At 58.7% G+C, this 11,996-nt stretch carries 12 protein-coding genes and 1 tRNA gene; 10 read left to right on the plus strand and 3 right to left on the minus strand.

The annotated features are described in order from the left end of the window. Positions 1-100 precede the first annotated feature (100 nt). The 4 genes from pepN to G7047_RS14180 all read left to right on the plus strand — a co-directional run bounded on the left by pepN (position 101) and on the right by G7047_RS14180 (position 6,837). On the plus strand, positions 101-2,824 hold the full coding sequence (pepN, locus tag G7047_RS14165) for an aminopeptidase N (protein ID WP_166312066.1): 2,724 nt from the start codon (positions 101-103) through the stop codon (positions 2,822-2,824). Positions 2,825-2,895: 71 nt separating this feature from the next. Further along, entirely contained in the window at positions 2,896-3,900 is a 1,005-nt protein-coding gene (locus G7047_RS14170) for a class 1 fructose-bisphosphatase (RefSeq protein WP_166306494.1), read from the plus strand. Between the two features lie 247 nt (positions 3,901-4,147). Further along, on the plus strand, positions 4,148-5,317 hold the full coding sequence (locus tag G7047_RS14175; RefSeq protein WP_028602116.1) for a site-specific integrase: 1,170 nt from the start codon (positions 4,148-4,150) through the stop codon (positions 5,315-5,317). Further along, on the plus strand, positions 5,314-6,837 hold the full coding sequence (locus tag G7047_RS14180; protein ID WP_166306497.1) for a hypothetical protein: 1,524 nt from the start codon (positions 5,314-5,316) through the stop codon (positions 6,835-6,837). Before G7047_RS14175 ends, G7047_RS14180 begins: the two co-directional genes overlap by 4 nt. Here the strand turns inward: G7047_RS14180 and G7047_RS14185 are convergent. Together G7047_RS14185 and G7047_RS14190 are read right to left on the minus strand one after the other, a co-directional pair. Continuing rightward, positions 6,830-7,219 carry a hypothetical protein gene (locus tag G7047_RS14185; protein ID WP_166306500.1) on the minus strand — a complete coding sequence of 130 codons (390 nt, stop codon included), beginning with the start codon at positions 7,217-7,219 and terminating at the stop codon, positions 6,830-6,832. The genes G7047_RS14180 and G7047_RS14185 overlap by 8 nt on opposite strands. Before the next feature lie 91 nt (positions 7,220-7,310). Further along, positions 7,311-7,386 (minus strand) — tRNA-Thr (locus G7047_RS14190). A gap of 363 nt (positions 7,387-7,749) precedes the next feature. On the opposite strand from G7047_RS14190, the gene G7047_RS14195 reads away from it, so the two are divergent. Continuing rightward, positions 7,750-8,439: a hypothetical protein gene (locus G7047_RS14195; protein WP_166306503.1), complete on the plus strand. Its 690-nt coding sequence runs from the start codon at positions 7,750-7,752 to the stop codon at positions 8,437-8,439. Further along, a complete protein-coding gene (locus G7047_RS14200) occupies positions 8,429-9,247 on the plus strand; it encodes a hypothetical protein (RefSeq protein ID WP_166306506.1) in 819 nt (272 codons plus the stop codon). Before G7047_RS14195 ends, G7047_RS14200 begins: the two co-directional genes overlap by 11 nt. 17 nt (positions 9,248-9,264) lie before the next feature. Here the strand turns inward: G7047_RS14200 and G7047_RS14205 are convergent, their stop codons facing one another. Beyond that, on the minus strand, positions 9,265-9,567 hold the full coding sequence (locus G7047_RS14205; protein WP_166306509.1) for a helix-turn-helix domain-containing protein: 303 nt from the start codon (positions 9,565-9,567) through the stop codon (positions 9,265-9,267). A gap of 120 nt (positions 9,568-9,687) precedes the next feature. Between G7047_RS14205 and G7047_RS14210 the strand changes: the two genes are divergently transcribed. The 4 genes from G7047_RS14210 (at position 9,688) to G7047_RS14225 (ending at position 11,873) form a co-directional block, all read left to right on the plus strand. After that, entirely contained in the window at positions 9,688-10,308 is a 621-nt protein-coding gene (locus G7047_RS14210) for a hypothetical protein (RefSeq protein ID WP_166306512.1), read from the plus strand. 117 nt (positions 10,309-10,425) lie between these two features. Next, the gene (locus tag G7047_RS14215) at positions 10,426-11,130 is read left to right on the plus strand and encodes a lysophospholipase (protein WP_240939488.1); all 705 of its coding nucleotides are present in this window, start codon (positions 10,426-10,428) and stop codon (positions 11,128-11,130) included. Between the two features lie 72 nt (positions 11,131-11,202). Continuing rightward, complete coding sequence (locus G7047_RS14220; RefSeq protein WP_166306518.1) at positions 11,203-11,571, plus strand: hypothetical protein; 369 nt, start codon at positions 11,203-11,205, stop codon at positions 11,569-11,571. After that, positions 11,568-11,873, plus strand: coding sequence for a helix-turn-helix domain-containing protein (locus tag G7047_RS14225; RefSeq protein ID WP_371813872.1), 306 nt, complete (start codon positions 11,568-11,570; stop codon positions 11,871-11,873). The genes G7047_RS14220 and G7047_RS14225 overlap by 4 nt, the downstream gene beginning before the upstream one ends. Positions 11,874-11,996: the final 123 nt, after the last annotated feature.

An 11,996-nucleotide genomic window follows, 5' to 3' on the forward strand; every position in this document is an offset into this window, starting at 1 on the left:
GAGACAAAGATCAATAAATTTTGCATGCCTTGCGCAGCAGCGTTGAAAAGCCAACGCTGTGTGCGATGCATGCCCCAATTCACATGGAGTATCTCCGATGATGTTTGACGTTAGCGATGCGCGCCCGACTGCGGCAGCGATCCGCCGCGAAGACTACGCAGCACCGGCGTTCTGGATCGACACGGTGGACCTCACGTTCGACCTGGACCCTGCCAAGACGCGCGTGCTCAGCAAGATGCGCATCCGCCGCAACATGGATGTGCCAGCGCAGCCGCTGCGCCTTGATGGCGAAGAACTGAACCTTGCACGCGTGATGGTCAACGGCGGCGGCACCTCGTTCAAGATGGAAGGCTCGCAGCTCGTGCTCGAGAACCTGCCCGAGGGCGACGCCCCCATCGACCTCGAAATTTTCACCACCTGCGCGCCGATCAAGAACACCCAGTTGTCTGGCCTCTACGTCAGCAACGAAACTTTCTTCACCCAGTGCGAGGCCGAAGGCTTCCGCCGCATCACCTATTTCCTCGACCGTCCCGACGTGATGGCGATGTACACCGTCACACTGCGCTCCAGCAAGGCCCAGTACCCGGTGCTGCTGTCCAACGGCAATCTGGTCGATTCGGGTGATCTCGAAGACGGCCGCCACTTCGCCAAGTGGGTCGATCCGCACAAGAAGCCCAGCTACCTGTTCGCGCTGGTCGCTGGCAAGCTGGTCGCCCGCGAGCAGCAGATCAAGAGCCGCGCGGGCAACAACCACCTGCTGCAGGTCTACGTGCGCCCGGGCGATCTCGAGAAGACCGAGCACGCGATGAACTCGCTGATGGCGTCCATCGCCTGGGACGAGGCGCGCTTTGGCCTGTCGCTCGATCTCGACCGCTTCATGATCGTCGCGACCAGCGACTTCAACATGGGCGCGATGGAGAACAAGGGTCTGAACATCTTCAACACCAAGTACGTGCTCGCCAGCCAGTCCACCGCGACCGATGTGGACTACGCGAACATCGAATCGGTGGTCGGCCATGAGTACTTTCACAACTGGACCGGCGACCGCGTCACCTGCCGCGACTGGTTCCAGCTCTCGCTCAAGGAAGGCCTGACGGTCTTCCGCGATCAGGAATTCAGCATGGACATGGCGGGTTCCGCATCCGCCCGTGCCGTCAAGCGCATCGAGGACGTGCGCGTACTGCGCACCGTGCAGTTCCCCGAGGACGCGGGCCCGATGGCCCACCCCGTGCGCCCCGACAGCTATGTGGAAATCAACAATTTCTACACCGTCACCATCTACGAAAAGGGTGCTGAAGTCGTGCGCATGCAGTCCGAAATGGTGGGCCGCGAAGGCTTCGCCAAGGGCATGAAGCTGTACTTCGAGCGCCACGACGGCCACGCCGTGACCTGCGACGATTTCGTGCAGGCGATTGCCGACGCGAACCCGCAAAGCCCGCTCACGCAGAACCTCGATCAGTTCAAGCGCTGGTACAGCCAGGCCGGCACGCCACGCGTGCGCGCCTCAGGTGTGTATGACGCCGAGGCCCGCAGCTACACGCTGACGCTCTCGCAAAGCTGCCCCGCCTCACCCGGCCAGCCGACCAAGCTGCCCTTTGTCATACCAGTGACGCTTGGCCTGCTCGGCGCCGACGGCACTGCCCTGCCCCTACAGCAACAAGGCGACGCGCAGGCCAGCGGTACCGAAGGCACCGTCGTGCTGACCGACGAGAGCCTCGCCATCACCTTTATCAACGTCGACTCCGCGCCCGTGCCGTCGCTGCTGCGCGGCTTCAGCGCGCCGGTGGTTCTGGAGTGCGACTTCTGCGATGCCGATCTGCTGAATCTGCTGGCCCATGACATCGACCCGTTCAACCGCTGGGAAGCCGGTCAACGCCTTGGCATGCGCATCGCTCTGACCGCCATCGGCAATGCCGCGATCACCGCCAATGAACAAGGCGAGATCGCCGAAGCCATCCTGCCGCAGAGCTTCGTGCAAGCCATGCGCGACGTGCTGCGCAACCCGACGCTGGACGCCGCCTTCAAGGAGCTGGTGCTCACGCTGCCCTCCGAAAGCTACATCGCCGAGCAACTCGACGAGGTCGACCCGCAGCGCATCCACGCCGTGCGTGAAGCCATGCGCGCCGAGCTCGCAAGCAGCCTGCACGCCGACTGGATCCAGGCCTACGAAGAGCACCAGACGCCCGGTGCCTACAGCCCCGACGCCGCATCCGCCGGCCGCCGCGCGCTGGCCGGTCTCGCGCTGCACATGCTGTGCCTCGCGGCCCGCCAAAGTGGGGATGCACTCTGGCCCGGCAAGACCTATCAGCGCTTCAAGGATGCGGGCAACATGACCGATCGCTTCGGCGCGCTTGCCGCACTGGTCAACACCGGCCACGAACTCGCCAAGCCCGCGTTGGAACGCTTCCACGCGCTGTTCAAGGACGAGGATCTGGTGGTCGACAAGTGGTTCGCACTGCAGGCCGGTGCGACTGACCGCAACGGCCACATCCTGCCCGCCGTGCGCGATCTGATGAAGCTGCCCGACTTCCAGATCAAGAACCCCAACCGCGCCCGCAGCGTGATCTTCAGCTACTGCAACGCCAACCCCGGCGCGTTCCACCGCTCCGACGGCGCGGGCTACACCTACTGGGCCGACCGCGTGCTGGAGCTCGACGGCTTCAACGTGCAGGTCGCCTCGCGCCTGGCGCGCGGTATGGACCGCTGGCGCAAGCTGGCAGAGCCCTATCGCTCGCTCGCCCGCGCCGCCATCGAACGCGTGGCAGCCAAGCCCGACCTCAGCAACGATGTGCGCGAGGTCATTACCCGCGCGCTCGCGGAGTGACGTACTGACGGACTCAAACTGAGCGCACGCACAGCCACACCAAGAATTCTGCATCCAGGAGATTTCCACAAATGACACAACGCACCAGCCTCACGCGCTATCTGGTCGAACAGCAGCGCGTCGACGGACTCATCCCACCCCAGTTGCGCCTGCTGCTCGAAGTGGTCGCACGCGCCTGCAAGCGCATCAGCTTCGCCGTCAACAAGGGCGAACTCGGTGACGTAATGGGCACCGCCGGCACCGAAAACGTGCAGGGCGAAGTCCAGAAGAAACTGGACATCATCGCCAACGAAACACTGATCGAAGCCAACGAATGGGGTGGCCACCTGGCAGCCATGGCCTCGGAAGAAATGGAAGGCATCTATGTGGTGCCCAATCGTTACCCGCAAGGCGAATACCTGCTGCTGTTCGATCCCCTCGACGGCTCCTCCAACATCGATGTGAACGTCAGCATTGGCACCATCTTCAGCGTCCTGAAGAAGCCCGAAGGCCACCCCGGCGTGCACGACAACGACTTCCTGCAAGCCGGCACCGAACAGGTCGCCGCAGGCTACTGCATCTACGGCCCCCAGACCACGCTCGTGCTCACCGTGGGCGACGGCGTGGCGATGTTCACCCTCGACCGCGAACAAGGTTCCTTCGTTCTGGTGCGCGACAACATCCGCATCCCCGACGACACCAAGGAATTCGCGATCAACATGAGCAACATGCGCCACTGGGACACCCCGGTCAAGCGCTACATCGACGAATGCCTCGCCGGTAAGGAAGGCCCGCGCGGCAAGGACTTCAACATGCGCTGGATCGCCAGCATGGTCGCCGACGTACACCGCATCCTCATGCGCGGCGGCATCTTCATGTACCCTTGGGACAAGCGCGAACCCAACAAACCCGGCAAGCTGCGCCTCATGTACGAAGCCAACCCCATGGGCTGGCTCGTCGAACAGGCCGGCGGCATGGCCACCAACGGTAAACAGCGCATCCTGGACATCAAGCCCACTCAGTTGCATGAACGCGTGAGCGTCATACTTGGCTCCAAGAACGAAGTCGAACGCGTGACCAGCTACCACGCCGAGTGATCTCGATCATCTGCCGTGAAAAATTTTTCAGTATATAATTGAAGACTTCGCCGGTGTAGCTCAGTCGGTAGAGCAGCTCATTCGTAATGCATGTTGCTCTACCAATAAAAAGCTATATACGACAACGACTTAGCGTAACACAGACTAAGTTGTGGCACAAATTTGGCACACTTCGCCAAATCCACGGAGATAACGCACAGAGATGCGCTACTGCTTGCAGCCTCCTTGCGAACACAAGGAGGACGGCATGGCAGTGATTCGGGAACGTATATCTGCCTCTGGCGCTAAGTCGTACCACGTTCAAGTACGCATCCGCGGTTTTCCACCGCAAACCAAGACCTTTGTGAGCAAGACCATGGCCAAGCAGTGGGCCGCTATGGTCGAGACTGAGTTGAAGGCTGGTCGCTACCTCCCCCGTGTCATCGCTGAGCGACATACAGTTGCCGACCTGTTGGATCGCTATCGCAAAGAAGTTCTCCCCCAGAAAAAGGCGAAGTTCATCCGCGATCAAACGGTTCACTTAGATTGGTGGGAAACCAAGCTAGGCCGCTACAACCTGGCCGAGTTGAATTCCAACCTCATTGGTCAGGCCCGCAACGCACTCTCAACCGAGCCCTATGGCAAGCGCACGGTTAAGGTGCAAACCAAAGATGCCAAAGGCAAGGTCGTCACCCGGACCGAGGAAAAGGATCGCGTCCGCGCACCGGCTACTGTCGTGCGCTACATGGGCGCGTTATCCCACGCGCTGAACACCGCCGTCAACGAGTGGGGCTGGATGGAAAAATCCCCCATGGTCGGCGTCAAGAAGCCAAAAGTGGACAACGAGCGGCGCCGGTTTCTGTCCGACGACGAGATTCAGCGAGTCCTGGAGGTCGCCAAGGAAAGCGAAAACCGATTCCTTTACACCGTCGTGCTCCTCGCTCTATCCACAGGCATGAGGCAAAGCGAAATCATGACACTGCGATGGCGCAACGTATTGGTCGAAGACGGAGCGGACATGGGTTTGCTGGTCATGGAGAAGACTAAAAATGGTGACGCCCGCACCTCCCCGCTTGCGGAGGACGCCTTCACTGCCGTCCTGGCGCTGCGCGACAAGGCCATCAAGAACAACGCCGGTCGCGTGCCCGTCAGCCAACTGCTGTTTCCCAGTGACACCGTGGATAACAAGCCTGTCGAGATTCGCAAGGCATGGGAAACCTGCCGCAAACGAGCCGAATTGGACGATTTCCGGTTTCATGATCTGCGCCACACAGCTGGGAGCCTTTTGGCGATGTCTGGCGCCAGCACCCGTGAGATTGCCGAGGTCTTGGGTCACAAGACCATGGCGATGGCTAAACGCTATTCCCACCTGACGCAGAAGCACCTTGGCTCGGTAGTTGCCACAATGAACCAGCGACTTAAGGCAAAGGGGCCATGAGCGAATCGGTCGCAGGCATCACCTCCTTGGCTTTCGCCCCAGGTGCATACCCTTTCGCACTGACTGCCGATGATCCGGCACGAAACCTGTCGGGCGATCAATGGGCTTGGCGATTTCTGCGACTGAGCCCACCGTACCGACACGACTACGCCTTATGGACTGCACGGCCGGTATGGCTGGAACAGCAGGCCAACAAGAGCTTGGCAACGTTGAAAGCGGAACTGCCCGCCGCTGACTGGAAAGCCATGCTGGAGGCCGACTCACGGTATTTCGCCTTTGATGGCAAGCCCCTCGGTTGTGCCATTGAGTGGCCGAGCATTCAGGCAGCAACCCTTAGTCAGATGTTGCCCACAGTGACAAGTCGAGAGGCTGGCATCGTCGTCCGCGAACTGGATGCCGCCAGACTCTACGGCGTCGGATGTTGGTTCAACCCAGACTTGCTCGAACTTCCGGCGCTGCCCAGCTCGGAAAGCGTGCGTTCCTGGTTCTACGCCCTGATTGAGCCTCTTTGGGAAAGCCCAGAGCATTCGCTGCTGCCCAATCCAGACACTTGGGTCAAACTCAGCGAAGGCAACGTCAACGTCAACGTGGGCATGGAGCCGGACATCGGTGTGCGACTCCGCACGAATTCAATGACTCATTTCGAGCAGCAATCCGTTCAAGCTGCTGATGGCACTGTTTCGACCAGGCTGGTGAAGGTTACGAAACCGGTGGCACGATCTGGGTTCGACTTTCAATCAGAGCTGGCGCTGCTGGTCTGCTTGGACGGCAATGTGCCAGCACAGATGAAGGTTGCAGCATTGCTGTTGCGATCTGCACAGGCGGAACTGTTCCCCGCGACGCTCGTTGCACACAACCTACCAGCCTATGAGCCCATCATCTTCACGGGCTCCCATCCACGGGTTGAGAAATTCAGCAAACTCAACACCGATCTCCGCGAACTTACGGACACCGCTCCGCACGGCAGACGTAACTGGTGCCTAGCCCTGTTTGACGTTCGTTTTGACATCCAAGAGCAACTCGAAAGCGCCGCTACTTCGCTGAAGGATAGGCAACTCGCGCTGTCCAAAGCCGGTCTGCTCGCAACAACTGTGCGTCATCGCGCAGGCACCAAGAACGAAAAGCTGTTCTGGCTGAAGGCTGCGCTCTGTTGCCTGGAAGCGCAACTGGCATTGACTGCCAGGCATCCAACCGAAACCTTCGGCCGGAAGAACCTTTCTGAGGCAATCCTGTCACCATCACATCCGTTGCATGCTTCGGTTCGAGGCGCAAGCCCTGCAAGCCGGGAGCCCACGCAAATCGAACTGGAAGCCGACACCATCCGCGATGCCGTTGAGACCGGCAAAGCCTTGGCGTTGGGGCAATATGCCTACCTCATCGGCGCAACGGTTGATGACCTGTTGCCAACCGCCGAGGCTGCTCCAAAAACCAAGTCACCGACCAGAACGCCATCCAAAGCACGACGCTACGTGGACGGCAAAGAGGTACTGGCAGCACCAACAAAACGCAGGCCTACCTAACCGAAATGAAGGCTCGCAGAGTCCCAGAGAAAGCCCATTGCTCAGTCGGCTCACGCCAGACACCCTCAACACGGCACTGGTCATATTCAGCCTCACCAGCTTCGTCGTCCCTGATATCGACAACCAGAAACTCGATGGTGCCTACCGGACAAGCAATCGAAGTCTTGTACTTTGGCTCAACGCTTTGAGCCAGGAACGTTCCGTTGCCGGTTTTTTGCGCAGAGCCAGAAACGTCGAACGGGCCGTTGTTTCCATCTGCACCGGAAAACTCAAACGAAACCTTGTCGGCGTGAACGATCAACCGGGTTGCCTCCAAGGTGAACTCGTCCGGCGTGACATGAAGTGCCCCTTGGAAAGGGCGAGGCAGTTTTGCGTAATCCATTTCTGATCCTCCAAACCGTTTATACAGCCTGAAGACAGGCACAAAAAAAGCCGCTCGGGGCGGCTTTTGCTTTTGGTCTGCTGAGTCAAGGTGGTGCCGCTTGACGGAATCGAACTGTCGACCTCTTCATTACGAATGAATTGCTCTACCAACTGAGCTAAAGCGGCACTACCTGCCTGACGCGAGCCAAACAGAGCCTTGCATTCTAGCAAAAAACTTCCTGATCGGAAGCCCCGCACGGAGCGGCAACGGAAGAACTTTTCACGTTCCCTCAGACGAAACGTCAGCATGTCAATCGACCCCACAGATCAGCCGCGCCCTGAGCTGCGCTCTGGCGAAGTCAGCAGCTGCTTGATCTGTTCACGGCAAGGCGGTTAGCTTGAAAAAGCGATCAACCGTGCCACGTCGCCGCGTTGCTTCGCAAACCGCCGCAGCTTCGCTGCTCACCACAACCGCTTCCGTTCACGTCAGTGCCAGTCGCCGGTCGGGTCAACCGACAAGCGAGGCGGAGCTTTGCCAAGGAAATTCACATGCCAATCAAACACGTCACCCAAGCCAACCTCACCGACTGCGGGCTTGCCTGCGTCGCCATGATCGCGGGCAAATCGCTGGACACCGTGTTGCGTGTTGCCGTCAAAGAGTGCGGCTACCCGAAAGAAGGCCCGCACACCACCACCGACGAAAACCTGTTCAAGCTGCTCGATCACTTCGGCATCAAGTACGGCAAGAAGCAAAAGGTGAAAACCGTCGAAGCATTGCCGCCACTGGCCATCATGGAGACACGCAAGATGCCCTCTACGGGGAACTCGCACCTCGTTGTGTTTGAACGCACCGCTGACGGTGACGAACACGCACTTGACCCCGGCTGGTGGCTCAAAGTGCAAGTCCGCAGTGACTGGAACCGCATCAAACTCGACACGTTCATACCGATTCTGACTGGCAACGAATCGACAAGCAAAAAGGGATCAAAGACCACCAAGACACCTGTCACGGTGACCACCGCCGACGAAGCGCAAGTCAAAGTGACCGCAGCGGTGAAGCCAGCGCCGAAAGTCGCAGCAAAGACAGTAAGACCGGCCAAGCAAAAAACACCGCTGGCAACCGACGACATGACCGCGCCAGACACATCCACTTCGCTTGCCGACGAATGGGGCGACGGTGGCACGCCAACCAGCACTAGCAATACAGCAGCCGACGAGGGGCAAGGCGATGCAGCTTGAAACACTGATCGGCTCACCGTTGACGGGCATTGAGGTCTGCGAGCCATGGGCGAAAGCCCTAACGACGCAGCCTGCGGTGCGCCAAGACCTGGCAGGTGCGTTCGTGCTGACCTTTGGCAGCGGCCACACGGCTGTGTCACTGGTCTGCACGTCGCCATTGCGCCACCTTCACTGCCCGAATGGCACGGTCTTCGGCATGGCGTCAGGCGATGCCATTTCACTGGGCTACCGAATCACCCAGTGCGACGTGACCAGCGCCTCCGCCTTGCGAAATGCTGTCTCCCCCACGCAGTGGGCACCGTGGATAAGGCTTGCCCACTCAGCCACGGCGCAGACACTCAACCACATCGACATGACCGCCGAAATCTGGGCGGCTGGTTCGCCAAGCTGGGGGGTCGATATGACGTTTGCATCTGGTCAACGACTCAGGCTCAACTACCGCGCTGATCTTGATGGCTGCATCGAATTGGCTGCACCCGGCCACCACTTCCAGATTGACCGGATCACGGTCGATGGGCCTGAACAAGACTTTGGCTGGCTGCATCCGGCCGCGCCGTTGGATTTCATTCTGGACGATCAGGTATGGCGAAGCTCCAAGGTTGCCGATTGGCCGCATGCCTTACGCAAGGCGCTGCAAAGTCACCAAGTGCCGGAAGCGTTCTACTGTCAAACGATGCGCCGGGCATTGATGGCGAGGTTCCAGCAGCGGCCATTGCTCCGTCAGCGGTTGCTGGCACTGCGCTACCCCGTGCAAGTCAAAGACGTGCCGGAAGGCTTGATCGAGGAAATCGCACAAGCCCTTGCGTAGCGTTTTTGACTGAACGGCTACGAAGTACCGGTGCGCTTTACCTTGCGCATTGGCAGTTCATTAACAAGGTCCGTTGTGGGCAAGCCCAACGCACCCGCGATGCGCCAGATATTGAACAGGGTCAGATTGCGCTCGCCGCGCTCTACCGCGCCCACATAGTTGGCGTGCAAGTCAGCCCGCTCGGCCAGCATTTCCAGCGTCAGGTTATGCGATGTGCGCAATTCCCGCAGGCGTGCGCCAAACACAACCTGGAGCTGATCGCGTTCTTTTGCGAACCGAGCTTCTAAGGGTTGGGGTTTATTGACGACAACGCGAGACATCCCCCAAGTCTCGAATTTCACCATCTATAAGTACACAAACTATGTGTTTGTTTTCTGGCAAACTCGCCAACCAACAAAACAAACACATAGTGTGTCTTCATCCAAAGGAAGGAAATCTCAATGGCAACCAAAAAGCAAAAAGAAGCGCAGGCAGACACCAATCTCGCCTTCGCGCTGATTCCATTCATCCTGGCCGCTATCGCGTTCAGCCTGTACCACTACGCCAAACTCAAAGCCAAGTACCTGACCGGACCTCACGCTCGCCGGGTCTTTGACATGGGGACGAATTGGGAGGCCATGCTGCGCAGCAGTGTTATGGCCTTTGCCTACGCTGCAATGGCATGGTTGCTCTACCAACGTGCGCCGTGGACCATGGTGCTCTCGGTGCCGCTTGGCTTGGTGGTGCTGAACTGGGTGGGCAAGGTTCAAGCGCAGGCGTTTCTGGGTGTGGTGGTGGACTACCAGCAAGGGTTGATTTACTTCCCGCCGAACTCTGAGAGCCTGGATATTTCCGACTATCTGACCATCCTGCCCGTGGTTCGCCAGTTCACCACTTTGGACAGCGTGCCACTGGCCGATGTACAACGCATTACCCGACAAGCTGGCAAGAAGGTGTTCCTGCATGGCGACTTTGGGTCACGACGCATCAGCTTCACCAACAAACTCAAGCGGGACGAATGCATCCACCTCATCACGGCCAATGGCAATGGCCGGGTCAAGGTCATGGCTGAACTGGAGTAGCAAAACATGGTCAACACATATAAGGCGACAACGGGTCAAGCAATGATCCGAAAATTGCTACTTCGGCTGGTCTTGGTGACCATGGGATGGTTCCCCGGTCTGCTATGGGCAGAAGGCGTGCTGCTCAAGGTGCCGACCCGCGACGGGGTGAACACAACGCTGTTCTGGGAACCAGCCGACAACGCCAAGGCAACGGTTTTCCTGTTCCCCGGTGGTGGTGGCGGCTTTGGCAAGGTGGAAAACGGCAAGGCCACCAGCAACAACTTTCTGGTGCGCTCTGCCCCGTACTTCACCGCCAATGGGTTCAATGTGGCCATCTTTGGTAGGCCCAGCGATTCAGAAGACCTGGATTACGCCGACCGCATCAGCGACACCCACATGACCGACGTGCGCAAGGTGCTCGACTTCGTGAAGACCAAAAGCACAGCACCAGTTTGGATTGTCGGCACCAGCCGGGGCACGATCTCTGCCACTGCGACCGCCATCCATGCTCAAGGCGACATTGCCGGGTTGGTACTGACCTCCAGCGTGGTCAACTTCAAAAAGCCTGGCGCGGTGCCCAAGCAGGACTTGCAGGCAATCAAAGTTCCGGTGCTGGTGTTCCACCACAGCAAGGATGCCTGTATTCATTGCCGACCAGACGAGGTGCCTGCCGCCTTCAAGGGGTTTCGCAATGCGCCGGTCAAGAAGCTGATCTTTGTTGATGGTGGGGCGAACCCAACTGGTGACCCGTGCGCTGGGCAGCACTTCCATGGCTATATCGGCATGGAGAAAGAAGCCGTAGGCACCATTGCTGGCTGGATCGCTCATCCGACTAACTGACTTGGCAAGCGGGATTTGGTACAGCTGGCAAGGCAATTTGATGGCTTACCGCAACTCATGCCAGGAACAGCCATGAATGAACATACCTTGAACGAACTGCGCGATGCCCTGTCTGCATTGCGAACCGACATCGCCATTGCGCTCCCATGGGAGGCGCTGCATCGCTGGTTTGGCATAGCGCCTCTCGACCAGGAGCACTATTCAGAGATCAACCGGCAATGGTCGCAGACATGGCATCAAGCAGGTAAAAACCACCCCGTGCCGACCGTGTACCTGTACCACGGGGTCGAAAAGCTCACACTGGTGCGTGAAACCACGCCAAACGATCCACCAGCAATTGATTTGCAAGTGCTGGCGTGTGCCACCCTAGACAAAAAGGAACGTCTGGTAAGTCGCCCTTTTAGCCAATCAAAAAGGAGCAAAATGCAGCGTGAAACTTGAAAGTTTTACCTTATCCTGTCGTTGTTTGCCTCATTTTGGTCGCTGCCATGTCAACAAGTCCCCGTGAGGGAGAAATCCTCACCATCAACCAGGTCGCCGAGTACCTGAAGGTCACCGAAAGGACGATCTACCGGCTGGCTGCCGCCAAAAAGATACCTGCCTTTAAGGTGGGAGGCACTTGGCGGTTCTCGCTGGCCGACATAGATAGCTGGATCAAGCAGCAGTCTATGGATGGGCTGGACATGGGGCGAGATTCAGGCGGTGAAGCCAAGGAACAAAATCAGGACAGGGAGAAAAAATAATGCTTGGATTGACGCTACGCGAAGAATTCCGGGGCAAGCGCCTCAAAGGTACGGCTATCGAGCTGTCCAACGATACGAATACGGGTGCGACGCAGATTGCAGCCAAGGCGTTCTTAGAGATCA

Origin of the sequence: Diaphorobacter sp. HDW4A (genome assembly GCF_011305995.1) — a bacterium.
Classification (GTDB): Bacteria; Pseudomonadota; Gammaproteobacteria; order Burkholderiales; family Burkholderiaceae_C; genus Diaphorobacter_A.

Bases quoted from the DNA above. Each gene is read 5' to 3' on its own strand.
- pepN (WP_166312066.1), top strand. From the start codon at position 101: ATGTTTGACGTTAGCGATGCGCGCCCGACTGCGGCAGCGATCCGCCGC.
- G7047_RS14170 (WP_166306494.1), top strand. From the start codon at position 2,896: ATGACACAACGCACCAGCCTCACGCGCTATCTGGTCGAACAGCAGCGC.
- G7047_RS14175 (WP_028602116.1), top strand. From the start codon at position 4,148: ATGGCAGTGATTCGGGAACGTATATCTGCCTCTGGCGCTAAGTCGTAC.
- G7047_RS14180 (WP_166306497.1), top strand. From the start codon at position 5,314: ATGAGCGAATCGGTCGCAGGCATCACCTCCTTGGCTTTCGCCCCAGGT.
- G7047_RS14185 (WP_166306500.1), bottom strand. From the start codon at position 7,219: ATGGATTACGCAAAACTGCCTCGCCCTTTCCAAGGGGCACTTCATGTC.
- G7047_RS14195 (WP_166306503.1), top strand. From the start codon at position 7,750: ATGCCAATCAAACACGTCACCCAAGCCAACCTCACCGACTGCGGGCTT.
- G7047_RS14200 (WP_166306506.1), top strand. From the start codon at position 8,429: ATGCAGCTTGAAACACTGATCGGCTCACCGTTGACGGGCATTGAGGTC.
- G7047_RS14205 (WP_166306509.1), bottom strand. From the start codon at position 9,567: ATGTCTCGCGTTGTCGTCAATAAACCCCAACCCTTAGAAGCTCGGTTC.
- G7047_RS14210 (WP_166306512.1), top strand. From the start codon at position 9,688: ATGGCAACCAAAAAGCAAAAAGAAGCGCAGGCAGACACCAATCTCGCC.
- G7047_RS14220 (WP_166306518.1), top strand. From the start codon at position 11,203: ATGAATGAACATACCTTGAACGAACTGCGCGATGCCCTGTCTGCATTG.